Source organism: Pseudomonas sp. AA-38 (genome assembly GCF_029457475.1).
Taxonomy (GTDB): domain Bacteria; phylum Pseudomonadota; class Gammaproteobacteria; order Pseudomonadales; family Pseudomonadaceae; genus Aquipseudomonas.
Map to the genome: position 1 here is coordinate 2,879,356 of NZ_CP120359.1, position 26,056 is coordinate 2,905,411.

The 26,056-nt window shown below is 64.9% G+C and carries 26 protein-coding genes; 6 read left to right on the forward strand and 20 right to left on the reverse strand.

What is annotated here, in order from left to right; all coding sequences use genetic code 11:
* Positions 1-27: 27 nt before the first annotated feature.
* The 4 genes from PVE35_RS13110 to PVE35_RS13125 form a co-directional block, all read right to left on the reverse strand.
* Positions 28-552 (reverse strand): DUF2937 family protein, encoded by a 525-nt coding sequence (locus tag PVE35_RS13110; RefSeq protein ID WP_268183526.1) that lies wholly within the window; start codon positions 550-552, stop codon positions 28-30.
* A gap of 195 nt (positions 553-747) precedes the next feature.
* Positions 748-1,521, reverse strand: a complete 774-nt coding sequence (locus PVE35_RS13115; protein ID WP_268183524.1) for a class II glutamine amidotransferase — start codon at positions 1,519-1,521, stop codon at positions 748-750.
* 3 nt (positions 1,522-1,524) lie between these two features.
* On the reverse strand, positions 1,525-1,971 hold the full coding sequence (locus tag PVE35_RS13120; protein WP_277372050.1) for an HIT family protein: 447 nt from the start codon (positions 1,969-1,971) through the stop codon (positions 1,525-1,527).
* Between the two features lie 68 nt (positions 1,972-2,039).
* Positions 2,040-2,507, reverse strand: a complete 468-nt coding sequence (locus PVE35_RS13125; protein WP_268183518.1) for an MFS transporter — start codon at positions 2,505-2,507, stop codon at positions 2,040-2,042.
* A gap of 90 nt (positions 2,508-2,597) precedes the next feature.
* On the opposite strand from PVE35_RS13125, the gene PVE35_RS13130 reads away from it, so the two are divergent.
* The 3 genes from PVE35_RS13130 (at position 2,598) to PVE35_RS13140 (ending at position 7,153) form a co-directional block, all read left to right on the forward strand.
* Positions 2,598-4,640, forward strand: a complete 2,043-nt coding sequence (locus tag PVE35_RS13130; RefSeq protein ID WP_277372051.1) for a S9 family peptidase — start codon at positions 2,598-2,600, stop codon at positions 4,638-4,640.
* 110 nt (positions 4,641-4,750) lie between these two features.
* Complete coding sequence (locus tag PVE35_RS13135) at positions 4,751-6,373, forward strand: methyl-accepting chemotaxis protein (RefSeq protein ID WP_277372052.1); 1,623 nt, start codon at positions 4,751-4,753, stop codon at positions 6,371-6,373.
* Between the two features lie 414 nt (positions 6,374-6,787).
* Positions 6,788-7,153 (forward strand): YajD family HNH nuclease, encoded by a 366-nt coding sequence (locus tag PVE35_RS13140; RefSeq protein WP_268183510.1) that lies wholly within the window; start codon positions 6,788-6,790, stop codon positions 7,151-7,153.
* Between the two features lie 144 nt (positions 7,154-7,297).
* Here the strand turns inward: PVE35_RS13140 and PVE35_RS13145 are convergent, their stop codons facing one another.
* From PVE35_RS13145 to rnd, 5 genes are all read right to left on the reverse strand, one after another.
* Positions 7,298-8,530: a hypothetical protein gene (locus PVE35_RS13145; RefSeq protein WP_277372053.1), complete on the reverse strand. Its 1,233-nt coding sequence runs from the start codon at positions 8,528-8,530 to the stop codon at positions 7,298-7,300.
* A 103-nt stretch (positions 8,531-8,633) separates the two neighbouring features.
* Positions 8,634-9,083, reverse strand: coding sequence for a YcgN family cysteine cluster protein (locus PVE35_RS13150; protein WP_277372054.1), 450 nt, complete (start codon positions 9,081-9,083; stop codon positions 8,634-8,636).
* Between the two features lie 74 nt (positions 9,084-9,157).
* Complete coding sequence (locus PVE35_RS13155; protein WP_277372055.1) at positions 9,158-10,090, reverse strand: D-2-hydroxyacid dehydrogenase; 933 nt, start codon at positions 10,088-10,090, stop codon at positions 9,158-9,160.
* Between the two features lie 3 nt (positions 10,091-10,093).
* On the reverse strand, positions 10,094-10,387 hold the full coding sequence (locus PVE35_RS13160) for a YcgL domain-containing protein (protein ID WP_072424636.1): 294 nt from the start codon (positions 10,385-10,387) through the stop codon (positions 10,094-10,096).
* On the reverse strand, positions 10,384-11,517 hold the full coding sequence (rnd, locus tag PVE35_RS13165; RefSeq protein ID WP_277372056.1) for a ribonuclease D: 1,134 nt from the start codon (positions 11,515-11,517) through the stop codon (positions 10,384-10,386). The genes PVE35_RS13160 and rnd overlap by 4 nt, the downstream gene beginning before the upstream one ends.
* A 130-nt stretch (positions 11,518-11,647) precedes the next feature.
* Between rnd and PVE35_RS13170 the strand changes: the two genes are divergently transcribed.
* Positions 11,648-12,709: an SMP-30/gluconolactonase/LRE family protein gene (locus PVE35_RS13170; RefSeq protein ID WP_277374887.1), complete on the forward strand. Its 1,062-nt coding sequence runs from the start codon at positions 11,648-11,650 to the stop codon at positions 12,707-12,709.
* 63 nt (positions 12,710-12,772) lie between these two features.
* Here PVE35_RS13170 and gdhA read toward each other — a convergent pair whose 3' ends face one another.
* The gene (gdhA, locus tag PVE35_RS13175) at positions 12,773-14,110 is read right to left on the reverse strand and encodes an NADP-specific glutamate dehydrogenase (RefSeq protein ID WP_277372057.1); all 1,338 of its coding nucleotides are present in this window, start codon (positions 14,108-14,110) and stop codon (positions 12,773-12,775) included.
* A gap of 298 nt (positions 14,111-14,408) precedes the next feature.
* Here gdhA and PVE35_RS13180 point away from each other — a divergent pair, with 298 nt between their 5' ends.
* Together PVE35_RS13180 and PVE35_RS13185 are read left to right on the forward strand one after the other, a co-directional pair.
* Positions 14,409-15,263, forward strand: a complete 855-nt coding sequence (locus PVE35_RS13180) for a sulfurtransferase (protein WP_277372058.1) — start codon at positions 14,409-14,411, stop codon at positions 15,261-15,263.
* A 276-nt stretch (positions 15,264-15,539) separates the two neighbouring features.
* Entirely contained in the window at positions 15,540-16,802 is a 1,263-nt protein-coding gene (locus tag PVE35_RS13185; protein WP_268183499.1) for an outer membrane protein transport protein, read from the forward strand.
* Between the two features lie 923 nt (positions 16,803-17,725).
* On the opposite strand, the gene PVE35_RS13190 is transcribed toward PVE35_RS13185, so the two are convergent.
* From PVE35_RS13190 to cbiB, 10 genes are all read right to left on the reverse strand, one after another.
* Positions 17,726-18,277 (reverse strand): redoxin domain-containing protein, encoded by a 552-nt coding sequence (locus tag PVE35_RS13190; protein ID WP_277372059.1) that lies wholly within the window; start codon positions 18,275-18,277, stop codon positions 17,726-17,728.
* 62 nt (positions 18,278-18,339) lie between these two features.
* On the reverse strand, positions 18,340-18,465 hold the full coding sequence (locus PVE35_RS13195; RefSeq protein WP_268183495.1) for a hypothetical protein: 126 nt from the start codon (positions 18,463-18,465) through the stop codon (positions 18,340-18,342).
* Complete coding sequence (locus tag PVE35_RS13200; RefSeq protein WP_277372060.1) at positions 18,462-19,667, reverse strand: MFS transporter; 1,206 nt, start codon at positions 19,665-19,667, stop codon at positions 18,462-18,464. Before PVE35_RS13200 ends, PVE35_RS13195 begins: the two co-directional genes overlap by 4 nt.
* Before the next feature lie 93 nt (positions 19,668-19,760).
* Positions 19,761-20,498, reverse strand: a complete 738-nt coding sequence (locus PVE35_RS13205) for an adenosylcobinamide-GDP ribazoletransferase (RefSeq protein WP_268183492.1) — start codon at positions 20,496-20,498, stop codon at positions 19,761-19,763.
* The gene (gene cobC / locus PVE35_RS13210) at positions 20,495-21,070 is read right to left on the reverse strand and encodes an alpha-ribazole phosphatase family protein (RefSeq protein ID WP_268184269.1); all 576 of its coding nucleotides are present in this window, start codon (positions 21,068-21,070) and stop codon (positions 20,495-20,497) included. Before cobC ends, PVE35_RS13205 begins: the two co-directional genes overlap by 4 nt.
* On the reverse strand, positions 21,067-22,122 hold the full coding sequence (gene cobT, locus PVE35_RS13215) for a nicotinate-nucleotide--dimethylbenzimidazole phosphoribosyltransferase (protein WP_268183490.1): 1,056 nt from the start codon (positions 22,120-22,122) through the stop codon (positions 21,067-21,069). Before cobT ends, cobC begins: the two co-directional genes overlap by 4 nt.
* Complete coding sequence (cobU, locus tag PVE35_RS13220; RefSeq protein ID WP_268183489.1) at positions 22,119-22,640, reverse strand: bifunctional adenosylcobinamide kinase/adenosylcobinamide-phosphate guanylyltransferase; 522 nt, start codon at positions 22,638-22,640, stop codon at positions 22,119-22,121. Before cobU ends, cobT begins: the two co-directional genes overlap by 4 nt.
* 51 nt (positions 22,641-22,691) lie before the next feature.
* Entirely contained in the window at positions 22,692-24,143 is a 1,452-nt protein-coding gene (locus PVE35_RS13225) for a cobyric acid synthase (protein WP_277372061.1), read from the reverse strand.
* A complete protein-coding gene (gene cobD / locus PVE35_RS13230; protein ID WP_277372062.1) occupies positions 24,143-25,153 on the reverse strand; it encodes a threonine-phosphate decarboxylase CobD in 1,011 nt (336 codons plus the stop codon). The genes PVE35_RS13225 and cobD overlap by 1 nt, the downstream gene beginning before the upstream one ends.
* A complete protein-coding gene (cbiB, locus tag PVE35_RS13235) occupies positions 25,146-26,054 on the reverse strand; it encodes an adenosylcobinamide-phosphate synthase CbiB (protein WP_277372063.1) in 909 nt (302 codons plus the stop codon). Before cbiB ends, cobD begins: the two co-directional genes overlap by 8 nt.
* Positions 26,055-26,056: the final 2 nt, after the last annotated feature.

Here is a 26,056-nt window from a genome sequence, read left to right on the forward strand (position 1 = left end):
AGGCGAACCAGCTCACCTTTTTCAGCTTCAGCGCCAGTGCCGCTGCTGCGTCCGTCGTGTGCGCCCAGCACCGAACATCCAGCCCATCAGCAGTACCAGCAGCTCCACCAGCCAGGCCAGCAGCAAGGCGCTGCACACGCCCCAGGTAATCGCATCGGGGGTCAGCAGCACCTGGTAGCGATAGGCGCTCAGGGTTTCGTCCAGCAATTGCTCATCAGCGTCGGTGGCCAGGTGCCAGGCCTGGGCGTACCAGGCGCCCTGCATGGCGCGCCACTCCGCATCCAGCAAGGCGGCGCGCTGTACCAGGTGCTCGACACTGCGCGCATCGCTCTGCATCACCGGGTCGTCGCTGGTGCGGTAATGCGCCACCAAGGCGTCCATGTCGCCCTTGAAAAACTTCTGCGCCGTTTCCTGGAAGCCTCTTAGGCTCAGTTGCGACTCCAGCCGATGAGCTTCGACGCGCTTGCTGTAATCATCGATGAAGCCCGGCACCTGTACCCCCAGCAGCAGGCCACAGGCAAACAGCGCCAGACGCAGGTAACTTCTGAACATCCCTTCCCTCCCTAGTGGATCCACTTAGCAGGCTGTTGAAAAACTACCTACGTTGCCATTGCTGCGTTAAAAACAGGCTCAAAATGCTCATTTACAGCTCGTAAACTCCGCTTTCTCGCCTGTTTTTGCGGGGCCGCCATCGGTATTGCACTGGCTGCCTCGCCTACGTTTTTCAACGGCCTGTTAGGCAGGCCGTCAGACCTTGCCGTCGGCGATGCATTCGCCATGACGCCACAGGCGCCACTCACCGGGCTGATACAACGCCCATTGCTCGTTATCCGTCAAAGGCTCGGTGGCGATCACGGTGACCACGTCATTGGGCGTGGTTTCCGCCTGGAAATCCACCAAGAGATCGGCGTCCTTCAGTTGTGCCGGGCCGAAGGGCGCGCGGCGGGTGATGTGTGCCAGCTTGCTCGAACAGAAGCTGAACAGCCAGTCGCCATCGCTGAGCAGGCAGTTGAACACGCCGAGCTGACGATAACTGGCGCAAGCCGCCACCAGCACCGGCAGCAGCACTTCCACCGAGACGGGCTCTGGAAAGGCGCGGCGTACGCGGTTGAGCAGGTCGCAGAAGGCCGCTTCGCTGTCGGTGTCGCCCACCGGACGATAGAAGCTCTGTGCTCCTACCAGCCCGGCCAACTGGCCGTTGTGCGCGAAGCACCAGTTGCGTCCCCAGAGTTCGCGCATGAAGGGGTGGGTATTGACCAGGCACACCTTGCCGACGTTGGCCTGGCGGATATGACCGATCACCACTTCGCTCTTGATCGGGTAGCGCTGCACCAGTTGCGCCACCTCCGACTCGCTGCTCGCCCGCGGATCCTGGAACAGACGCAGGCCCCGCCCTTCGTAGAAACCGATGCCCCAGCCGTCACGATGCGGGCCGGTGCGGCCACCACGCTGCATCAGCCCGGTAAAGCTGAAGACGATATCGGTGGGCACGTTGGCACTCATGCCGAGCAGTTCACACATGCATCAGTTCTCCTCGCTCAACGCCAGACGCAGACGTCGAGCTTCATCCAGCAAACGGGCCTCCAGGCGCTTGCGCCCCAGAGGCAGAAAACGAACCAGCAGACGCCACAGCAAGGCCGGCAGATCACCAGGGTTGCGCGGGATCAGATGCAGGTGCAGATGAGGCACGTGCTGGTTGGCGTCGGGGCCATCATTGATCAACAGATTGATGCCCTGCATACCGTAACCGGCACGCCGCAATGCGGTAGCCAGGCGTACTGCCAAGGCCAGCAGACGATCACGCACCACTGACGGCAGATCATGCAGGAACGGCGCATGCTCGCGGCTGACGATCAGCACATGAGCCGGACGCATGGGGAAGATATCCAGGAGGACGATGAATTCATCGTCCTCGTACAGACGATGAGCCGGCAAGCTTCGCTCGGCAATAGCACAGAACACGCACTCCATGATGGCCTCCTGTCCACGACGCCATCATGCTGAACGCCTGCCTGAGCAGGCGCAAGAGCCAAGGCAGCTTAGATGCGCGGCTCCAACCGGCCGCCACGCCCGTAAGGGTGGGCCAGGCGCTCGTCGTTGTCGTCCATCAGTTCGCGCAGGGTGCGTGGATCCTCGTCGCCATAATCCACAGGTTCGTCCTGCCGCCCCTTCCACCAGTGTTCGATCGGCCAGCGTATGGCGACGAAAGCCAGATACAGGGCAAAGGCGATCAGGCCATAGAGCGTGAGATCGGCGACGGCACGCCAGGCGTTGTTGCCCACCTTGAGCAGCAGATCCATGGCAGTGATGGCGATGGAGGGAGCGAACAGCTCACGCGTCGGGTCAACGATGGTCGGGCTGAACAGCAACACGGCCACCAGCACACGTAGCGGCTCACGTGCATAGCGCCACATCCAGCGGGTCATGCGCATCCATACCAGCAGGCAGCCCAGGGCTGCGATGCCATAGGCGGCCCAGGCCAGAAGGTAATCGTTTTCGGTCATCATAAGCAGGGCTAGCGTGGCGGGTCTGGCAAAGGGGCGCTTATGATAACGGTTTTTGTCCGCTGCGACGCCCCTCTCGTTCTGGAGCCTACCATGCCCTCTGCCCCCCTCGCCCGCCAGCAAGCCGGCAATGACCCTTATCGCTGGCTGGAGAATCGCGACAGCGACGAAGTGCTGGCGCACCTGCAAGCGGAGAACGCCTACCTGGAAGCCGTGCTGCAACCGCAGGCCGAGCTGCGTGAAGCCCTGTTCGAGGAAATCAAAGGGCGCATCCGCGAGACCGACCTGTCGCTGCCCACGCCCTGGGGCGACTATCTCTACTACCAGCGCACCACGGCCGGCGACGAATACCCCCGGCATTACCGCTGCCGCCGCCCGGCGGACGGCTCGCTGACGCCCGATGCCGCCAGCGAGACCCTGCTGCTCGACCCCAATGCACTGGCAGACGGCGGTTTTCTCTCGGTGGGCGCCTTCAGCATCAGCCCCGACCAGCAGCGCCTGGCCTACAGCCTGGATACAAGCGGCGATGAGATCTATCGCCTGTTCGTCAAGGAGCTGGCCAGCGGCGAGGTCAGCGAACTGCCCTTCGACGACTGCGACGGCAGCATGACCTGGGCGAGCGACAGCCAGACCCTGTTCTTCGCCGAGCTGGACGACACCCATCGCCCTTACCGGCTGTATCGCCACCGCCTCGGCACAGCCAGCGCCGAAGCGGTGTTCGAGGAGGCCGACGGGCGTTTCTTCCTGCACTGCTACCGTTCCAGCTCCGAACGCCAATTGATCCTGCAACTGGGCAGCAAGACCACCAGCGAAGTCTGGATACTGGACGCCGCAACGCCCGAAGCGGCCTTCATCTGCCTGGCGCCGCGCGAGGAAGGCCACGAGTACGACGTCGACCACGGCATGCTCGATGGTCAGTGGTGCTGGCTGATCCGCAGCAACCAGAGCGGTATCAACTTCGCCCTATACAGTGCCGACGAAGCCTGCCCGCAGCGTCCGCACTGGCGTGAGATCCGTGCCCACGACCCGCAGGTGATGCTCGAAGGCGCCACGCTCAACCAGCGCGCCATCGTCCTCGCCTTGCGCGAAGACGGCCTGCCGATACTCGAAGTCCTGCCGCAGGATGCAGCCGCCTATCGCGTGCAACTGCCGGACGCCGCCTACAGCCTGTACGTGCAGGACAGCCTGGAATTTCACAGCCCGGTGATCCGTCTGCGCTACGAGGCGCTGAACCGCCCCGCGCAGATCCGCCAGCTAGAGCTGGCCACGGGCACGCAGCAGGTGCTCAAGCAGACGCCGGTGGAAGGCCCCTTCGATGCCGACGCCTACGCAAGCCGGCGCCTGTGGGCCACGGCCGCCGACGGCACGCAGGTGCCCATCAGCCTGGTGGCGCGCCGCGAGGTGTTCGCCGCTGGCCAACCTGCCCCACTCTACCTCTACGGCTACGGCGCCTATGGCGAAAGCCTCGACCCCTGGTTCTCCCATGCCCGCCTGAGCCTGCTGGAGCGTGGCTTCATCTTCGCCATCGCCCATGTCCGCGGCGGCGGCGAGATGGGCGAAGCCTGGTACCGCGCCGGCAAGCTGGAACACAAGCAGAACAGCTTCGACGACTTCATTGCCTGCGCCGAATGCCTGATCGCCGAGGGCCTGACCACCTCCGCGCAACTGGCGATCAGTGGCGGCAGCGCCGGTGGCCTGCTGATCGGCGCGGTGCTCAATCAGCGCCCGGAGCTGTTCGCCGCCGCCATCGCCGAGGTGCCCTTCGTCGACGTGCTCAATACCATGCTCAACCCGGATCTGCCGCTGACGGTGACCGAGTACGACGAATGGGGCGATCCCAACCAACCCGCGGTGCACGCGCGGATCAAGGCCTATGCACCCTACGAAAACGTAGGCACCCAGTCTTATCCGGCGATTCTCGCCGTGGCCGGCTACAACGACAGTCGCGTGCAGTACTGGGAGGCGGCCAAGTGGGTGGCCAAGCTACGCCGTGACAAGACTGACGACAATCTGCTGCTGCTCAAGACCGACCTCGGCGCAGGCCATGGTGGCATGAGCGGGCGTTATCAAGGCATCAGGGACGTGGCGCTGGAGTATGCTTTTCTGTTCAAGGTACTGCACTGCCACAAGGACTGACCTGCCGATCAACTTTTTCGTCGTGTACGCAAATCTCTCCTAGGCTCATATCAAGCGCGCGGCGACTGATCGTGCGCACTTCCCGGCCTGCCGTTGAGGATTACCGCGTCATGAACAACTGGAAAATCCGCACTCACCTGCTCTTGCTGTCAGGTACCTTGTTGTGTGCGTTACTGGTTCTGGGCCTGCTCGGTCTGCATGCGCTGAAAACGACCGATAAAGGGCTTCAAACCGTTTACCTTGACCGTGTGGTACCGCTACGCGACCTCAAGATCATTGCCGACCTATATGCCGTCAATATCGTCGATGCCACCCACAAGGCTCGTAGCGGAGAGCTCAGCCACGACGCTGCCCGCCGCCTGATCGAAGAGGCCCAGCAAGGCATCGACAAAGTCTGGCAGGCCTACCTTGGCACCGAGCTGATCGACAAGGAACAGCAACTGATCGGTGAGATAAAACCGCTGATGGCCAAGGCCCAGGGGCCGCTGGAGCGCTTGCAGAACATCCTGCAACGCGGTGACAAGGACGCCCTCGAGCAATTCGCTCGCACGGAGCTGTACCCCCTGATCGACCCGCTCTCGGCAAAGTTCTCCGAGCTGATCGAAGTGCAACTGGTGGAAGCCAAACGGCAATACCAGATCGGCGAAGCGACCTATGCGCACAACCTGAAGCAGAGCATCGCCCTGCTGGTGCTCGCTCTGCTGCTCGGCATGACTCACGCCCTCTACTTCAGCCGCCTGCTTGGCCGTCAACTGGGCGCCGAACCGACCGAGCTGGAAGCGATCAGCGCGCGCATCGCCAACGGACGCCTGGACGCCAGCCCGAGCGAGCAAAACACCCGAAGCGGTGTAATGAAATCCGTACGGGCCATGCGCCACAACCTTCGTGAGGTGGTCGGCGATATCGGCAGTGCCTCGGAACAGATCGAGTCCGCCACACTGCAGCTTGCCGCTTCTTCGGAACAGGTACTCAACAGCGCCAACGTGCAGAGCGACACGGCAGCGGCCATGGCCGCGACCATGGAAGAGTTGTCGGTCAGCATCAACCACATCGCCGAGCAGGCTCAGCACACCCATGACAGCGCCCAACATGCCGAAGCGCTCGCCGGCGATGGTCTCCAGGTCACCGCGCAGACCATCGACGAGATTCGTCAGGTGGCGACACTGGTCGGCCAATGCGCCACGGACATCGAGCAGTTAGCTGCACAGTCCGGCAACATCAGTGCCATCGTCGATGTGATCCGCGGCATTGCCGAGCAGACCAACCTGCTCGCGCTCAATGCCGCCATCGAGGCAGCCAGGGCTGGCGAGCAGGGCCGTGGCTTCGCCGTCGTGGCCGATGAAGTGCGCAACCTGGCCGGCCGCACAGCCCAATCGACCACAGAGATCGTCAGCCTGGTGGAGGCGATTCAAAGCGGCGTGCGCCAGGCCAGCGGTAGCATGGGGCTGACCTGCATGCGCGTCGATAACGGCTTGCAACTGGTCGAACGCTGCGCTGCCAACATGGGCGAGATCCGCCGAGCGCTGGCCGACTCCCTGGGTGCCATCAGAACGATCGCCAGCGCCTTGCAGGAACAACGAGCGGCCAGCGAGCAGGTGGCTCAGAATGTCGAGCAGGTGGCGCAGATCGTCGAAGAGAACTCGGCTGCGCAAGGGAGCATCGTACAAGCGATCCATGGCCTGCAAAGCATGGCGCAACGCCTGCATGGTGTGGTGCGGCGCTTCAGCCTGTAAACCCAGCCGTATCCTCTAGTTCTGCAGGGGACGCGCAGGTAGCCTGTCTCGCGCTCCCTGGCCGTTGCGTCGCAACTGTTGCTCAAGCTGCGGGATGGGCTTATCCGCTTCGCGTTGGGGCATGCCACCTGGCAAGGGCTGGCCAACAGGCGGTGGCAGCAATGGCGCCGTATCATGGCGACGGTTCGGCATTGGGACGCCGGGCTGGCCGTATGGTTGCGGCGTGGCAGTGCCAGGTGAGCCAGGGGCCGGTGTGGCAGGGGGAATGCGTATGGGCTCCTGGGCCTGGGCCACAGCAGTGCCGAGCAGCATACCGATCACGAGCACACGAAAGATCACGGCGGGCCTCCTTCAGGAAGGGCTTTCGTTCTATTCTGGCAATCTAAGCTCCCGAACGTTCAAGCAGACCATCCCATGACCACCAGCAAGCTCGACAAGATCCTCGCCGAAGCCCAGCAGCGCCGCGAAACCAGCTACCGCGAGAAGGCCCTGCGCATGTACCCGCACATCTGTGGCCGCTGTGGCCGTGAATTCAGCGGCAAGCGCCTGAGCGAGCTGACCGTGCACCACCGTGACCACAATCACGACAACAACCCTGAAGACGGCTCCAACTGGGAGCTGCTGTGTCTGTACTGCCACGACAACGAGCACCAGCGCCAGGTTGATCTGCATTACCAGAAGGAAGAAACTGCCAGCGCCGGCTCCGGCAGCAAGGTCACGCACAAGGGGTTGGCGGGCCTGGCGGCGCTGCTGGGCAAGTCGGAGAACGAGCAAGGCTGAGAGCACCATCCCGTAGCAGCGAATTCATTCGCGATGCTTGCCGACGCGTTGCAAGCCCTTTTCGCGGATAAATCCGCTCCTACCGACCGAGCCCTCAAATAGCTGAGCTGCACAGAATAACCACGCAGCGGCCGTGAGGCCCCCTTACTTCAGCAGCCGCGTATCCAGGGTCTTCGACGGGCCACCGATGACGTTCTCGGTGATTTCGACGAAGTCCTTGGTGCTGACCTTGTCCAGGCGCATCAGGCCACGGGTGACGTCATCCAGAGAGAGATTGCCCTTGTCCTTGGTCTTCTGGCGAATCTCACGATCCAGCTCCTGCAACAGCAGCACGGCACGCGCCGTCACTGGCCCGCTGGCATTGTCGGTGCGCAAACTGGTGACCGGCTTGCTCCAGCGGATCAGTTGCTCGCGGATCTTCTGGTAGCGCTCCTCACTGATACCCCCAGCGCGACGCACCAGCTCGATGGAGTAGTACTCGGCCAGGCCCTCGGCGATCCAGTCGCTGCGATCACGGCCGTAGATACGCCCGAACACGTGCACCAGCTCATGTACCAGGGAGCTGGTGCCGTTCTCGCTGACCAGTGGACGATCAGCATGCATGTAGTAAGAGTTGGAGGCAGACAGGCCGCCGCGCCACATCGGCTCGCCAGCACCGACGATCAGCAGCTTGTCGGGGTCGCGCGGGAACACCTGCTGTAGCTGCGGCCAAACGAAGGTGAGGAAGGTCATGATGTCCATCCGGTGCATGCCCTCACCCACCGGCGCGGAGATTGCCACCTCGGTATCGCCCAGACGGGTACGCCGCGTGCCCAGCTTGCCAGCGAGCATCCAGCCGGTGGGGCGGTCGAACTTGCGCTGCGGGTTATCGATGCGGAAGCGGTTCTTGCCGATGCGCGACCAGCCGGTCTCGACGCTCGTCCAGCCCTTGGGCAACTCGAACTGCAGACGCGCCACCAGCTCGGTCTTGTCCACCTGATCGAGCGCCGCCGGCGGCACCAGATCGTCACCGCGCAGCAGGGCCCAGTCCTTGGTCATGCGTGCGTCATAACGCCCTGGCTTGCGCTGGTGGTCAACCAGCACACGATAGCTCAGGGTGCTCTTGCCCTTGGCCGGCTGCCATTTGCCCCGCCCGGCCTCTTGCGCCCACTGACCATCGGCCTTGAAATCGCTGTAACGCCCCTGTTTGCCCAGGTTGAAATCCAGGCTGCGAATGCGCTCGCCCTTCTCCACCGTGATACTGACCTCGGCCTGATCGCTATCCGGCAGGAAACGCACTCGATAATCCAGGTCGACTTTCTGCGTCGCCGCCCAGGTGGGCAGGCTGAGGCTCAACAACAGGGACGAATACAGCGGCAAACGAGACGAAGACAGCATGCAGGACTCCTGATGCACGAAGGGGCAGTTGGTCTTGAGACAGCCGCGCCACGCGCCAATTCCGTGGGGCGGCGGACAGAGTTGCCATGAGGTCTGGGATTAATCAACCAGCGCGAAAAATCAGATGTTCTTCCCAATCCTCCTCGGCCACCTCATGCTCGCCAAGCATGCGCCCGGCCTGGGAAATGCGCTCGGCATGCACCGCCTCGGGATCGCCACAGACCAGGTGATGCCAGCGTGGCAGATCCTTGCCCTCGCTGACCAGGCGATAGGCACAGGTGGGCGGCAGCCACTTGAACTGGTCGGCCTGCGCCGGCGTGAGCTGGATGCAGTCCGGCACATGCTTGAAACGGTTGGGATAGTCGCTGCAACGGCAGCTCTGCAGATCCAGCAGCTTGCAGGCGATACGCGTGTAGTAGACGGCGCCGTCGTCCTCGTCCTCGAGCTTCTGCAGGCAGCACAGGCCACAGCCGTCGCACAGCGACTCCCACTCGCCTGTGTCGAGCTGGGCGAGGGTCTTGCGTTTCCAGAAAGGTTCGGTGGATGTGACCATGGCGAGCGTAGGAATTCGAGCGCTAAAAACGCGGCAGTCTAGCCCCTGCCCCGCCACAGGCCAAGGCCACCCGCTCAGTAACCGCGCGCGAAATCCACCTCGCCGCGCAACGGCTCACCGGCCTGCCAAAGCGCCAGGTTGTCGAGAAACAGCCTGCTCATCAGCACCGGGTCGGTGGGCGCGGCGCTGTGCCCGGTCAGCAGCAGGTTCGGCGCTGTCCAGAACGGATGCCCAGGCGGCAGCGGCTCCTCACGGCAGACATCGATCACCGCAGCGGCCAGACGCTCTTGCTGCAAGACTGCCAGCAGATCGGCCTCCACCACCGCGCTGCCCCGGCCAGCGTTGATCAGCACTGCCCCGGGGCGAACGCCTGCCAACAACTCGGCATCGTAGAGGTCGTGCGTGGCCGGAGTATCCGGCAGCAGGTTGACCAGGTAATCGGCCCAGCCCACCAGGCGTGGCAGCTCGGACAGGGCCGCGACCTCGGCGAAGGGCACCTGCTCGCGCGCCGCACTGGCGACGCCACGCAACTCCACGCCGAAAGGCGCGAGAAAGCCCGCGACGGCCTGGCCAATGTCGCCGCACCCGACGATCAGCACCCGCCGCCCCGCCAGGCTGCGCGGCAGCATCGGCGCCCAGCGCTGCTCGCGTTGTGCCTGCTGGCGCTCGAACAGGCGTCGCTCGTGAGCCAACAGGTGGCCAAGGACGTACTCGGCCATGACCTGGCCAAAGATGCCCACCGCCCGGCTCAAGCGATAATCGCGCGGCAAGTCACTGGCCAACAGCGGCGTGATGCCGGCCCAGGTCGACTGCAGCCAGCGCGGGCGCAGGCCCTGGCGCAACAGCGGCGCCAGCAGCGAAGGCTCGCCCAGCCACAGCGGGCAATCCCCCGCAGCGGCGGCCAGTGCCTCGGGCTCATCACTGGCGAACAATTCCAGCGTTGGCTGTGCCGCACGCATGCACTCGGCATAACGGGCGTGCTTCGCTTCGGCGATCAATAGACGCATGGTTCAGACCGGGTCATTGCGGCGCAGCAGTTCGTCCGGCAGGTGCTGAATGTATTCCTCCTCGGGCGGTGGCATCTGCAGGTGGTACCCCTGCTTGTCGAGATTCTCCAGCACCTGGGCGATGTCCTCGCGGGCCAATTGGCGCTCCGGGCTGAGCACCAGGTCGAAGGCGTGCGCAGGTGGGCCGAATACCGCCAGCAGGCCTTCGGGCACGCGGGTCAGAGCCTCGGCCTTGAGCACGTAGAGGTACATCTCGTTCTTGCGCGGGCTCTTGTAGATGGAACAGATGCGTTTCACGCGGATTCTCCTTCGTCGGCCAGACACTCCAGGAGTGCCTGCCCCATCAACTCCCGGCGCCAGCCGCGCAGGGAATCGGGCAATTGGTACGGGCCATTGGGATAGCCACTTTTCAGCAGCGCCTCCAGGCTTTTCTTGCGCAGCATCAGCTCGGGGGCGATGTCCAGGCGTTCGCCCTCACGCTGGCCGACGGCGCGCAGTTTCTTCAACAGGGCAGAGGCCTCCACCGGCAGTGGCTCGGGCAGCGCCTCGGGCCATTGCTCGGGGGGCAGCGCGGCCGCCTCGCGGATCAGCGCCAACAGGGTTTCGCCATCCTGGCGCACGGTTTTCGGATGCATGTCCTCGATGCGTGCCAGCGCCACCAGGTTGTCCGGCTGAGTGCGCGCCAGCGGCCACAGCGAATGCTCGCGCAGCACACGGTTGCGCGGCTGGTTGCGCGCTCGTGCCTGGCGCTCGCGCCAGGCACATAGGGCACGCAGCACGGCCTGCTGCTGACGCGACAGTTTCCAGGCCAGCTTGGCCTCGCGCCAGGCCTCGTCGGGGTCGATCTCGCGGCCCAGGTTGGCCACCAGTTCAGCGCCGTCTTCGAGAATCCATTCCACCTTCTGCGGCGCCAGGCGGGCCATCAACTCGCGATACACCTCCACCAGATGCGACACGTCTTCGGCGGCGTAGCGCACCTGCAGCTCGGACAACGGGCGCTGCAGCCAGTCGGAACGGGTCTCGCCCTTGGGCAGCTCGATGTCGAGCAAGCGCTGCACCAGGCGCGAATAGCCCATGGAAAAACCCAGATTGAGATAACCGGCAGCGACCTGTGTGTCGAACAGCGGTGCCGGCAGGCTGCCGGTCAGGCGCAGGAAGACCTCCAGATCCTCGCTGCAGGAATGCAGCACCTTGACCACATTCGGCGCGCGCAACAGAGCAGCGAAGGGGCTCCAATCTTCGATGCACAGCGGATCGATCAGCCAGGCACCATCGCCGCCACTGACCTGCACCAGGCCGGCGAGGGGGTAGAAGGTGTCGACGCGCATGAACTCGGTGTCCAGCGCGATGAAGGGCAAGGTCTGCCAGGCGGCGCAGAGCTTGGCCAGGCTGGCGTTGTCGCGGATCCAGTGAATATCGTTAGCCACGCGGCGCTCCCATGAACAGTGGCGCGCAGTATATAGCCTGCGCGCGTCGACGGGCAGCGAGCTGCCGCCGCGCCCGCGAACTGTGTAATCTGTGCCGCGCAACGCCTCCTGACATGGAAGAACGACGATGCTGAAGAAACTGCTTGCCCTGGTGGTCGTACTACTGGCCGCTGCCGCCGGTTACCTGGCCATTACCCCCAGCCCGATCGACCCGCTGCCTTGGGACGCCGCGCCCGCGCCGGCCATGACCGGCCTACTGGAACCCAACGACACCCTGATGAAGGCCGAACTGCTGGCCCGCAGCAAGATCCACGGCCCGGAAGACACCGCCGTCGACGCCGAGGGGCGCGTCTATGCCGGCCTGCAGGACGGGCGCATCGTCCGCGTGCTGGCGGACGACAGTGTGGAAACCTTCGCCGACACTGGCGGCCGCCCCCTGGGCATGGACTTCGATGCAGACGGCAAGCTGATCGTCGCCGACGCCTACAAGGGCCTGCTGAGCGTGGACAAGGCTGGCAAGATCAAGGTGCTCAGCACCGAGGCCGACGGCCTGCCTTTCGCCTTCACCGATGATCTGGACATCGCCAGCGACGGCACCATCTACTTCAGCGATGCCTCCTCACGCTTCCAGCAGCCCGACTACCTGCTCGACCTGCTCGAAGCGCGCCCCCATGGCCGCCTGCTGGCCTACGATCCGGCCACGGGACAGACCCGCGTGCTGCTCAAGGATCTGTACTTCGCCAACGGCGTGGCGCTGTCGGCAGCCGAAGACTTCGTGCTGGTCAACGAGACCTACCGCTACCGCATCACCCGTTACTGGCTCAAGGGCGACAAGGCCGGCCAGCACGACATCTTCATCGACAACCTGCCGGGCCTGCCGGACAACCTGCAGGGTGATCGCAAGGGCACCTTCTGGGTCGCCCTGCCCTCGCCGCGCAAGGCCGATGCCGACTTCCTGCATCGCCACCCCTGGCTCAAGGCGCAGATCGCCAAGCTGCCGCGCTTCCTGTGGCCCAAGCCGCTCGACTATGGCCTGGTCATCGCGCTCAACGAACAGGGCGAGATCCTGCGCAGCCTGCACGACACCAGCGGCAGCCACCTGCGCCTGATCACCTCGGTCAAACCGGTCGGGGATTATCTGTACTTCGGCAGTCTGGACAACGACCGCATCGGCCGGCTCGAACTGCACTGACGAAAAGCCCCGGAAAACAGACCGTGTGAAAACCGGGGCTTTCCTTTATCGCCAGCTCGCGCCTCAGACCACGCCCTGCGCCAGCATGGCATCAGCGACCTTGACGAAGCCGGCGATGTTGGCACCCTTGACGTAGTTGATGCGGCCATTCTCCTCGCCATGGTGCACGCAGGCATGATGGATGTTCTGCATGATGCCATGCAGGCGTTCGTCCACCTCTCCGGCGCTCCAGTGCAGGCGCATGGCGTTCTGGCTCATTTCCAGGCCGCTGGTGGCCACGCCTCCGGCGTTGGACGCCTTGCCCGGCGCGTAGCAGATGCCGGCCTCGACGAACAGATCCACCGCTTCCAGGGTCGAGGGCATGTTGGCGCCCTCGGCGACGCAGATGCAGCCGCTGTTCAGCAATGCGCGGGCGTTCTCGCCATCCAGCTCGTTCTGCGTCGCACAGGGCAAGGCGATATCGCAGGCCAAGCCCCAGGGGCGCTGCCCGGCGAGGAACTGCAGGCCGAAGTGCTCGGCCATCTCGCGCAGGCGGCCGCGACGCACGTTCTTCAACTCCATCAGGTACTGCCACTGCTCGTCGCTGAGGCCGCCCTCGGCATACAAGGTGCCCTCGGAGTCAGACAGCGAGATCACCCGCCCGCCCAGCTCCATGACCTTCTGCGCCGCGTACTGGGCGACGTTGCCGGAACCGGAAATGGCTACACGCTTGCCCTCGAAGTCCTGAGCGATGCGCTTGAGCATTTCCTGGGCGAAGTACACGCAGCCATAACCGGTGGCTTCCGGGCGGATCAGGCTACCGCCATAGCTCAGCCCCTTGCCGGTCAGCACCGAGGTGAACTGATTGGACAGGCGCTTGTACTGGCCGAACAGGTAGCCAATCTCGCGGCCACCGACACCGATGTCACCGGCCGGCACGTCCAGATCGGCACCGATATGGCGATACAGTTCGGTCATGAACGATTGGCAGAAGCGCATCACCTCGCCTTCGCTCCTGCCCTTGGGATCGAAGTCCGCACCGCCTTTGCCGCCACCCATGGGCAACGAGGTCAGGGAATTCTTGAACACCTGCTCGAAGGCGAGGAATTTGAGCACCCCGAGGTTCACCGAGGGGTGGAAACGCAGACCGCCCTTGTACGGGCCGATGGCGCTGCTCATCTGAATTCGATAGCCGCGATTGACCTGTACCTGGCCACGGTCGTCGACCCAGGGCACGCGGAACAGAATGGCGCGCTCGGGCTCGACCATGCGTTCGAGGATGCCGGCTTCGCGGTAACGCGGATTGGCGTCGAGGAAGGGCCACAGGCTGCGCACCACCTCTTCCACGGCCTGGTGGAACTCGGGCTGATCGGGGTCGCGCTGCTTGAGGCGCGACAGGAAAGAATCGACGGACAACGACATGCGGCACCTCGACGCCACGCGGAAAAAGTGCCGGCACTCTAGCAGGCAGCAAGGCACCAAAACAGACCAAAATGTCGCTTTGATGAATCCTTTTGGTGCATTCAGCTAAAAATGCGTCGCTAATGTTCTAAAAACAATGGTTTAAAAGAATTCTCTCGCACCATATAAACACTACAAAGATCCAAAAAAGGGCACACCTGACCATCTTTTGCGGGCATTGCGAAACCGACCAAGAAGGTACTCGACTTCGACTTGACGGTATGATGCCCAGAACAGACATCGACCAGAGGACTCGCTCATGTCCCTCGCTCAATTGATCGAACCACAAGCGCTGGCCTCGCGCCTGCACGCCCCCGACCTGGTACTGCTGGACTGCCGCTTCGCCCTCGAAGACCCCACCTATGGCCGCCGCAGTTACCTGGACGGGCACATTCCCGGCGCCCATTTCCTCGACCTGGAGCAGGATCTTTCCGCCCCGGTGATCAAAGGCGTCACTGGCCGCCATCCCCTGCCCGATCCCAGCACTCTGGTAGAACGCCTGCGCCTCTGCGGCCTGCGCGCCGATAGCCAGGTGGTGCTCTACGACGACGGCGCCGGCGCCTTCGCTGCCCGCGCCTGGTGGCTGCTGCTGTGGCTGGGCAAACGTGACGGCATTTACCTGCTCGATGGAGGCCTCAAGGCCTGGCGCGAAGCCGGCCAGGCCCTGACCACGGAACGTGCGGAGAACGCGCCCGGCGATTTCGCCGCGCAGCCTGACCCCAGCCTGCTGCTGGGCGCCGAGCAACTGGCGCGGCGCCTGCACGACGCCGACCTCACCCTGCTCGATGCCCGCGCCTTGCCACGCTTTCGTGGCGAGGTCGAGCCACTCGACCCAGTGGCCGGGCATATTCCCGGTGCGCAATGCGCGGCTTTCACCGATAACCTCGGCAGCGATGGCCGCTTCCTGCCCCGCGAACAGTTGCGCGCGCGTTTCGACGCCCTGCGCGGCGAGCGCCCGCTCGAGAGGCTGGTGGCCTACTGTGGCTCCGGGGTCACGGCCTGTCACAACCTGTTCGCCATGAGCCTGGCTGGCTATCCCCTGGCGCCACTCTATGCCGGCTCCTGGAGCGAATGGATCACCGACCCGCAACGCCCCGTGGCCACCGGCGACTGACGTCTTCGGTTCTGGCTGCGAATCAGCCCATCTCGCCCTTTCTGCCCTGATACACCCCTCGCGACGGGGCTCCGGTCAGGGCGGCAAGCGCTCTATTGGGGGAACTTCTCCTGTCCGTCGACAGTCAGCCGAAGGTTGGGGTTCGTTCCCATTTCGTTCTTGCCGTGCCTTACGGAGCGCCGCCCAGCTATGGCGCCCCTTGGCACGACAACGCGGCTCGCGACGAAACGGGATCAGACCCTACGTCTGCCTTATCCTCTCGCACAGGAATCGACAATGAACAAGCACCTGCTCAAGACCAGCCTGACCCTTGCCCTGGCAGCCATCTCCGGCCAGAGCTTCGCCTCTGGCTTCGCGCTCAACGAACAGAGCATCAGCTCCATGGGTACCGCCTTCGCCGGCCGCTCATCGGCAGCCGGCGATGCCAGCACGGTCTTCGGCAACCCGGCCGGCATGGCCCGCATCAAACGCGACGAGATCAACTTCGGTGCCGCCGTTATCCACGCCAAGAGCGATATCAGCGATGCCAGCGGTAGAAATCCCTTGGGCGGGGCCATCAATGGCAGCAACGATGGTGACATGGTGCCGAACACCGGTGTGCCCATGGGCTACTACGTCAAGCCGCTGGACGACAAGGTCGCCTTCGGCCTGGGCGTCTACGCGCCTTTCGGCCTGATGACCGATTACGAGAGCGGCTTTCAGGGCCGTTACCAGTCGGACAAGAGCTATGTGCGAGTGATCACCGTGCAGCCCACCCTCAGCTATCGTTTCAACGATCAGCTATCGGTCGGCTTCGGTCCCACCTTCAACCATATCGAGGGTGAACTGACTTCGTCGCTGTTCACCCCGCTGGGCGATGGCAAGGTCAAGGTCAAGGGCGACGACACCGCCGTCGGCTTCAACGCCGGTGTGCTCTACGAATTCAGCCCACGCACACGGGTCGGCGTGACTTACCGTTCGCGGGTCAAGTACGAGCTCGAGGGTGACACCAAGGTGGAAGCGCCCGCCCTGCTCGGCATCGCCGGCAAGTACGACGCCAACCTCGACCTCACCACCCCCGAGTCGGTGGACATGTCCATCACCCACCAGCTCGACGACGCCTGGACGCTCTACGCCGGCAGCACCTGGACACGCTGGAGCCGCTTCAAGGAAATCCGCGTGCGCAACGAAGCCAGCACCCTGCCGGCCAACCTCAACACCATAGTCGAGGAACAGAACTGGCACGATACCTGGGCACACGCCATCGGCCTGGCCTACAAGGTCAACCCGCAGTGGACGCTGCGTACCGGTATCGCCGTGGATCAATCGCCAATCAACAACACCGACCGCTCGCCGCGCGTACCCTCCGGTGACCGGCGCATCTTCAGCCTGGGCGCCGGCTGGAGCCCGAACGCGGACATGACCATCGACGTGGCCTATTCCTACCTGAAGGAAGAGCCGGTGGACGTCAACCGCAGCAGCGCCAGCCGTGGCAGCTACAACGCCAGCTACAAGAACAGCGCTCATGGCCTGGGGGCGTCGTTGACCTACAGGTTCTGAGAGCCGCTCGAACGCGAAGGCCCGCGCAATGCGGGCCTTCTTTTTGGGGTTTTCGGGGCAGCAGGGATTGATACTGGACTGGCAAGTTTGTGTGTTGGCCTGTGTTGGTCTTCTGGACGCCGCCTTGGGTGTGTTCGGAAACTCCTTGTTTCGCCCCCTCGGGCGACTCACTTTTCTTTGAACTCGGATTGCCGCCCAGCGCAAAGAAAAGTAAGCAAAAGAAACGCACCCCCGCCATCCGGGTCTCGCTGCGCTCGACTCCCCTCACTCCGGCATCGCTCCGGGGTCGGCGTACATGGGCCATCCCTGGCCCATTACGCCTCTCGCGGCATCCATGCCGCTCGCCCCCTGCGCAATGCCTACGTTCGGCCTCCTGAAGGGGGAGTTAGCGCGCCTGAACGTACATTGGTTCCGGGCATGCCCGGCATGCTCTGGTCGCTGTGGAGCCGCGATTTAGCTGTCGAATTAAACCAAAACTTTCATTCGCGTAGTTTCAGTTTGCCGGCCTTCAGCCGGCATCTCGGTCAGCCCTAAGGCTGACCCATGTTCAAGCACTCCACGCTAATTCTGGGTTACCTAAGGTTCAGGCGCGTGCAGAGCCCGCCCAGGAGGGCGAACGCAATCGCCGTGGAAGAGGTTGAGCGACATGGATGTCGCGAGAGCCGCGATGGGCCAGGGATGGCCCACCGCGGCGGGCCTCTGGAACGGCGATGGAGTGAGCGAACCCTCGCGCAGCGAGGGCCGGATGACCGGGCGGAGGGTTTTGGTTACTTTTGCCCGTCAAAAGTGACTCGCCCGGGAGGGCGAAACCCAAAACATCAGCAAAAACGCGGCAATTCGGAACAGGCTCCCGGACAACCAGCAATCCAACACACAAACCTGCCAGCCCAGTATCAAGCTCACTCCAACCGCCTAAAACAAACTCAAGGCTGGCTGGCAATCGCCTGTTCCACCGCCTTTATCAAGTCCGGATCATCCGGCTTGGTCAGGCTGGAGAAGCTCGCCACCACCTTGCCCTGGCGATCGACCACGTACTTGAAGAAGTTCCAGCGCGGCACGCGGCTCTGCTCGGCCAGGCCCTTGAACAGGGGAATGGCATCGTCGCCCGAAACAGGCTGCGGCTCGGTCATGGCAAAGGTCACGCCGTAATTGACGTAGCAGACGGTGGCCGTCTCCTTGCTGTCGGCCGACTCCTGGCGGAAATCGTCGGAGGGCACGCCCAGTACCTCCAGGCCCTGCCCCTTGTAGCGCTGGTACAGCGCCTCGAGCCCCTTGAACTGCGGAGTGAAGCCACAGAAGCTGGCGGTATTGACCACTACCAGCGGCTTGCCGGCGAATTGGCAGAGTTCGATGCTCTCGCCCTTGGCACGCAGCTTGGGCAACTCACCTTTCAGCAGCGCTGGACATTCGCCGGCCAGGGCTGGCAGGGCCAGGCAGGAAAGCAGCGCGGAACAGGCAAGACGGCGAAACGACATGGCAGTGACCTCAAACGATGGCAGCACCTCGCCACGCTACTCGCAGCTCACCATCCCGGCAACTAACAGATACCGACACCCAGTTGCAGCAGCGCCAGCCCACCCTGATGCCAGCCCCACCAGGCCAGCGCCAGCAGCAGGCCGAGACCCGTTGCCAGCGCAGCGAGGGTCAACGCCTGGCGTTTCACGCCGGCGCCCCCTGCAGACGCGCAACCGGTACCTCGCGCACCGGCCAGTTGAGCGCGGCGGCCATCAGGCTCAGGCCGATGGCGATCTGCCATACCAGGTCGTAGCTGCCGGTGTGGTCATACAGGTAGCCGCCCAGCCAGCCGCCGAGGAAGGAGCCAAGCTGATGGAATAGGAAGACGATGCCACCGAGCATGGACAGGTTGCGCACGCCGAACAGCGTGGCCACCGTGCCGTTGGTCAGCGGCACGGTGGACAGCCACAGCAGGCCCATGGCGATACCGAACAGGTAGGCACTCCATTGTGTCAGCGGCGCCAGCAGAAACAGGCTGATCACCACCCCACGCAGCAGATACAGGGCGCTGAGCAGACGCGGTTTGGCCATGCGCCCGCCGAGCCAGCCGGCGAAGTAGGTGCCGAAGATGTTGAACAGCCCCACCAGCGCCAGCACCGTGGTGCCGGTGATGGCCGGCAGATGATGATCGACCAGATAGGCTGGCAGGTGCACGGCGACGAACACCACCTGGAAACCGCAAACGAAAAAGCCCAGCGCCAGCAGCCAGAAGCCGGAGTGCCCAGCCGCCTCGCGCAGGGCTTCGAGCAAGGTCTGCTGCGGCAGGTTACTGACTGGCGCGGGCGCCTCATTGATCATCGCCGCCAACGGCAGGATCAGCGCCACCAGCAGCCCTAGCGCCAGCAGCGCCGACGACCAGCCCAGCCAGCCGATCAGCCCGAGCGAGCCCGGCAGCATGGCAAACTGACCGAAGGAGCCAGCCGCCGCAGCGATGCCCATGGCCATGCTGCGCTTCTCCACCGGCACGGCGCGGCCGACCACACCGAGAATCACCGAGAACGAGGTACCGGACAGGCCTATGCCGATCAGCAGGCCGGCACTCAGCGACAGGGACAGCGGCGAGTTGGCCATGCCCATGCACAACAGCCCGAGGACATAGAGCACGCCACCGACGATGATCGCCTTGCGCGCGCCGAAGCGGTCGGCCAGTGCCCCGGTGACAGGTTGCGCCAAGCCCCAGACGAGGTTCTGCAGGGCGATGGCGAAGGCGAACACTTCACGCCCCCAGCCGAACTCGGCGCTCATCGGCGGCAGGAACAGGCCGAAGCCATGGCGGGTGCCGAGCGACAGCGCGAGAATCAGCGAAGCGCCGAGCAGCAGCCAGGTGGATGAACGCCAGGTATGGGTCATTGTCGTGTTCTCCGGAATCAACGGGCAGATATAGCTTGGCGCCCCCTTGCAGGGCAAATACAGTTGCCGAGGACTGCACCGATACAGATGTTCTCAAGCGCTCCAGTAGAGCGCCAAGGTCAACAACACCACGGATTCGGCCAACTCCACCAGCGCACCCGCGGTATCGCCGGTAGTGCCGCCCAGACGCTGCAACAGGGCCCGTCGCAACCAGAGAAACAGCAGCAGCGCCATGCCCAGGCCAATGGCCGCACTCCAGCCCAGCAGCAGCATGGCCAAGGCATGCCCACCCAGCACCCAGGGCAGTTGCCGGCGCGGCAGATACTCGACCAGCGCCTGGCCCAGGCCTCCGGCGCGCACGTAAGGCGTGCTCGCCAGCAGCAACGGCAGCAGGCTGCGCCCCACCCAGGGCAGCAGCAGCAGGTAGAGGCCCTGCCCGGCTTGCAGCAGCGTCGATAGCGCAGCGAACTTGAGCAAGAGCAGCAGCACCAGCACGACGATGGCGATGGGGCCGCTGCGCGGATCCTTCATGATGCTCAGGGTGCGCTCACGGTCGCCGAAACCACCGACCCAGGCATCGGCCGTGTCGGCCAGGCCATCCAGATGCAGCCCACCGCTGAGCCCCACCCACAAGGTCAGAATGATCGCCGCCTGCAACACCTCAGGCACCTGGCCCAGCAGCAGGTGCGCCGCCCACAGCAGCGCACCGAGCAGCAGCCCGACCGTGGGATACCAGAGCAACGAGCGCCCCATCTGTTCCGGGCTCGGCATGCCCGGCAGGGTGACCGGCAGGCGGGTAAGAAACTGCACGGCAATCAACAAGGCCGTCATGGCAGCTCCGTCAGTCGGCCATCGGCCTCGAGCTGCAAGCGAAAGCGCTGGGCATAGCCGACGTTGACCTGCAAAAGATCCTGCCGTGGCAGGCCGCGCGCACGCGCCAACAACAGGCGCATCACCCCGCCATGGGTGATCAGCAGCAGGCGTTCGCCGTCATGGGCCTGCTGCAGACGCTGCACGGCGGCGAGCACACGCGCCTCGAACGCCAGCAGGGGCTCGCCATTGGGCGGCGTAAAGGCGTAGGGGTCAGCCCAGAAACGCCCCAGGGCTTCGGCATCGGTGTCCATCAGCGAGGCGGCGCTACGCCCCTCCCAGTCACCGAAATGCAGCTCCTGCAGAGCGGGCTCGTAATGCAGCGGCAGGCCATGCGCCGCCGCCACTTCCTCGGCGAAACGCGCGCAACGCTGCAGCGGCGAGCTGATCAGGCGCTGCCAGGGGCCGGCGCCCTGCAAGGCGCTACGCAGTTGCGCCCAGCCCTGCTCGGTCAGGGCATCGTCCAGGCTGCCACGCAGGCCACCGCCCTGCTCGGTTTCGCCGTGCCGCAAGAGTTCCAGATGCAGCATCAGACGGGCCTCTGCGCCACGGCCGCTTCAGCAAAGGTGGCCATCTGTGCATGCAGACGACAGGCCATGCGCAGCAGCGGCACGGCCAGTGCTGCGCCACTGCCCTCGCCCAGACGCAGGCCCAGCTCCAGCAGCGGTTGTGCCTGCAATGCCTGCAACACTCGCACATGGCCCGGCTCGGCGCCATGATGGGCGAACAGCAACCAGTCGCGACAGGCCGGGTTCATGCGTACCGCCAGCAAGGCGGCGACGCTGCAGATGAAGCCATCGACCAGAATCGCCACGCCCTCCTGAGCCGCCGCCAGGTATGCGCCCGTCAGCGCCGCGATCTCGAAGCCGCCCAGATGGATCAGCGCCTCCAGAGGCGTGTCGATGCGTTCGCCATGCAGGTTCAGCGCCGCCTCGATGACGCGCGCCTTGTGCGCCATACCGGCGGCATCCAGACCGGTTCCCGGCCCCACCAGATCGTTGGCGGGGCAATCCAGCAACCAGCAGGCCAGTGCCGTGGCTGCCGTGGTATTGCCGATCCCCATTTCGCCACCGATGAACAAGTCGCACTCGGCGGCACGAGCACGCTGCACACTGTTGCGCCCGGCCGCCAGGCAGATCAGCACCTGGGCCAGGGTCATCGCCGGGCCATGCAGGAAGTTCTGCGTACCGGCGCCGACATGCAGGTGGCGCACCCCCGGCATCGGCGGCAAGGGTTCGGCGGTGCCCAGGTCGATCAGCTCCAGGCGCGCATCCAGGGCACGCGCCAGCACGCTGATCGCCGCCCCGCCGCTGACGAAGTTGGCCAGCATCTGCCCAGTCACCGCTTGCGGATAGGCGGAAACGCCCTCGGCCACCACGCCATGATCGCCGGCGAACACGGTGATGCTCAGCGACTCCAGGCTCGGTCGTTCGCGCCCCTGCAGCGCAGCCAGTTGCACGGCCAGATGTTCCAGGCAGCCCAGGGAGCCCGCCGGTTTGGTCAATTGCCGCTGGCGCGCTTCGGCCTTGTTGCGGGCGACGTGATCCAGTGGTTGGCAAGGCCCTTGCCACCATTGCAACTTCATAGGCTGTCTCCCTTGAGCAGCATGGGCAGGCCGGCGACGGTGAACAGTACGCGCTGGCTGCGCTCGGCCAGGGCCTGGTGCAACCAGCCGGCCTCATCGACATAACGGCGGGTCAATTCACCCAGTGGTACCACGCCCAGACCGGTCTCGTTGCTGACCAGCAGAATACGCCCTGGCAACTCGCTGACACAGGCAAGCAGCGCCTCACGTTCGGCTTCCAGGCGCTGGCCGTCGTCCAGCACCAGCAGATTGGTCAGCCACAGGGTCAGGCAGTCCACCAGCAGGCAACGCCCTGTCGCGGCCTGCTCGCGCAGCACGCGAGCCAGCGCCAGTGGTTCTTCCACCAGCCCCCAGTGCGCCGGGCGCCGGGCCCGGTGTTGAGCGACGCGAGCATTCATTTCGCCGTCGAGCGGCTGGCTGGTGGCGATGTAGACCACCGCCAGCCCCGACTCAGCGGCCAGTTTCTCGGCCAGCCGGCTCTTGCCGGATCGGGCTCCGCCGAGGATCAGTTCAAGCATATTCACTCCGTAGGGTGCGCTGTGCGCACCATTCAATCGCTCTGGCGCACCCTACCCGATGCCACAAAGCACCCTGAGCCTGTCGGTATCCAGGTGTAGCTCCACCTGGTCGGCCAGGCGCTCGATATCCCGTTCACGCAGGGCCTGGTAATCCACCTGTTGCACCTCATCGAGACCGGCCCAGCGCAGCAGCGCGGCGCATGCCGAAGGCTGCTCGAACAGACCGTGCAGGTAGGTGCCGAACACCTGGCCGTCGGCGCTCAGGCCACCATCGCTGCGCCCATCCTCGAGCTGCACGGCACCATTGAGACCAGGCCCGCGGCTGACCCCGGCGTGAATCTCGTAGCCACTCACCTCAGCCTGTTCCAGGCAGAGCCGGCCACGCACGTTGCGCAGTTGCTTCTCCGGCTCCAGCAGCGTGGTGAAATCCAGCAGGCCAAGGCCCTCGCTGCTGCCGGCAGCGCCTTCCAGGCCGTGCGGATCATGAATCTGCCGGCCGAGCATCTGCAAACCGCCGCAGATCCCCAGCAGCTTGCCGCCGTAACGCAGGTGGCGGGCGATGGCCTTGTCCCAGCCCTGCTCGCGCAAGTGCGCCAGATCGGCACGCACGCTCTTGGAGCCAGGCAGGATGAGCAGATCGGCCGGCGGCATGCTCTGCCCCGCCCTGACGAAACTCAACTGCACCTGCGGGTGCAGGCGCAGCGGGTCGAAATCGGTATGGTTACTGATGCGCGGCAGCACTGGCACCACCACGCGCAGGGCCTTGGCGTCCTTGGCCTGCTGGCGGGTGTCGACGGCGTCCTCGGCTTCCAGGTGAAAATCCATCAGGTACGGCAACACGCCGAGCACCGGCTTGCCGGTGTGCTGCTCCAGCCACTCCAGCCCTGGCTCGAGCAGGGCGATATCGCCCCGGAAACGGTTGATCACGAAGCCCTGGACGCGCGCCCGCTCGCTGGGGCTAAGCAGCTCCAGGGTGCCCACCAGATGGGCGAACACACCGCCCTTGTCGATATCGGCAATCAGGATCACCGGGCAGTCCACCGCCTCGGCGAAGCCCATATTGGCGATATCGCCAGCGCGCAGGTTGATCTCCGCCGGTGAGCCGGCGCCCTCCACCACTACCAGACCGTAGCGCTCCAGCAGACGCGCGTGGGATTCCAGCACCGCTGCCATGGCCACCGGCTTGTAGCCGTGATAGCTCAACGCCTGCATGTTGCCGATGGCGCGGCCGTGGATGATCACCTGGGCCCCCATCTCGCTGTTGGGCTTGAGCAGCACCGGGTTCATGTCGGTATGCGGCGCCAGCCCGGCGGCCTGCGCCTGCACCGCCTGGGCACGACCGATCTCGCCACCCTCGGCGGTCACTGCCGAGTTGAGTGCCATGTTCTGGGGCTTGAAGGGTGCAACCGGCACGCCCTGGCGCCGCAGCCAGCGGCACAGAGCCGTCACCAGGGTGCTCTTGCCGGCGTCCGAGGTGGTGCCCTGCACCATCAGAGTGGGCATCAGGTCGCCTCCTCGATACTCGCCAGGATCGGCGCGCAGGCCTGCAGGCCCTGCTCCAGGCGCTGCCAGCCGACCTCGTCGGCAGGCAAGCCGAAGCGCAGACTGTCCAGTTCGGCGAACAGCCGCACGAGAATGCCACGCCGCGCCAGCAGCTCGGCGCAGGGTATCGCGCGTCGCGTGCAACAGAACTGGAACAGCGCCGAACCGCCACTGGGCGGCAGGCCATTGTTGCGCAGCAAGGTGGCCAGGCGTGCGCCGTCGGCCAACAGGCGCTGACGCTGGCGGTGCTGGCCCTCGCCATCGACCAGCAGGTGGCGCGCGACATGCCGTGCCGGGCCACTGACGGCCCAGGGGCCGAGCAGCACCTGCAGTTCGTCGAGCAGGGCCTGCGCGGCGAGGACAAAGCCCAGGCGCAGCCCCGCCAGGCCGAAGAACTTGCCGAACGAACGCAGTACGATCAACCCCGGCATGTCGCTGTAGGCAGCCAGACTGTGCTCGGGTGCGCAATCCATGAAGGCTTCATCCACCACCAGCCAACCGCCCCGTTCGGCCAGTTGGTCATGCCAGTCGAGCAGGCGCAGGGACTCGACCAGGCGCCCGGTCGGGTTATTCGGGTTGACCAGCAGCAGCACGTCGAGCTGCGGCAGCGCACGCGGCACGGCGCCTTCGCTGAGGGTCAACACGCGATGTCCCTCGTTGCGCCAGGCCGCCTCATGTTCGGCATAGGTCGGGGCGACAATGCCCACGTTGCAGGGCTTGCGCAGACGCGGCAGGGCCTGGATGGCGGCCTGCGAGCCGGCTACCGGCAGCAGGCTGGCGGCGCCATAGTAATCGCGCGCCGCCGCCTCCAGGCCATCCTCGACTTCCGGCAGCCGTGCCCAGGCCTCGGCAGGCACCATGGGCAGCGTCCAGCCATAGGGGGCGACGCCGGTGGACAGATCCAACCAATCCTCCAGGGCGATGCCGTAACGCTGCGCCGCGGCACGCAGCCGCCCTCCATGTTCAAGCAATCCAGACCTCCCAGAGCAGCAGACAGACCAGCCACAGCGCCACACCGCCGATCACCAGATTCATTGCCCGTTCGATATCCCGCGCTCGTGGCGCCGGACCTTCACCCAGTTGCGGACGCTGGTGCACCTCGCCGTGATATTCCGCCGCGCCGCCCAGGCTCACCCCCAGGCTGCCGGCACCCGCCGCCATGACCGGGCCGGCATTGGGGCTGTCCCACAACGGCGCCTGGCGCTGCCAGCAACGCAGGGCCAGGGCGGTTCGCCCGAGCAGTGCATAGGTCAGCGCCACCAGACGCGCCGGCAGATAATTGAGGGCATCGTCGATCTTCGCCGCGGCCCAGCCGAAGCGCTCGAAGCGCTCGTTGCGATAGCCCCACATGGCGTCCAGGGTATTGCTCAAGCGGTACAGCACCACCCCCGGTGCGCCAGCGACGACGAACCAGAACAAGGCGGCGAACACCGCATCGGAGCCGTTTTCCAATACCGACTCGGTGCCGGCACGAGCCACGCCGGAGGCATCCAGCTCGGCAGTGTTGCGGCTGACCATCCAGCCGACACGCTCGCGCGCCAGCGGCAGATCGCCCAGGCGCAGCGCCTGGGCCACCGGCTGCGCGTGTTCGTACAGGCTGCGCAGACCCAGGGCGAAGTACAGGGCGAGAATCTCCACCGCCCAGCTCAGCGAGCTGACCTGAGTCAGCAGCCAGGTCAGCAGGGTCATCGGCAGCACGGCCAGGCACCAGGCGCTCACGCCATGGCTGCGCCAGCCGCCGCCAGCCGGGTTGAAGCGCTGCTCCAGGCGCTCGGCCAGACGCCCGAAGGCCACCAGCGGGTGGCCACGCCTGGGCTCACCCAGGGCGGCATCCAGGGCCACACCGGCACAGGTGATCAGCGCCAGACTCATCG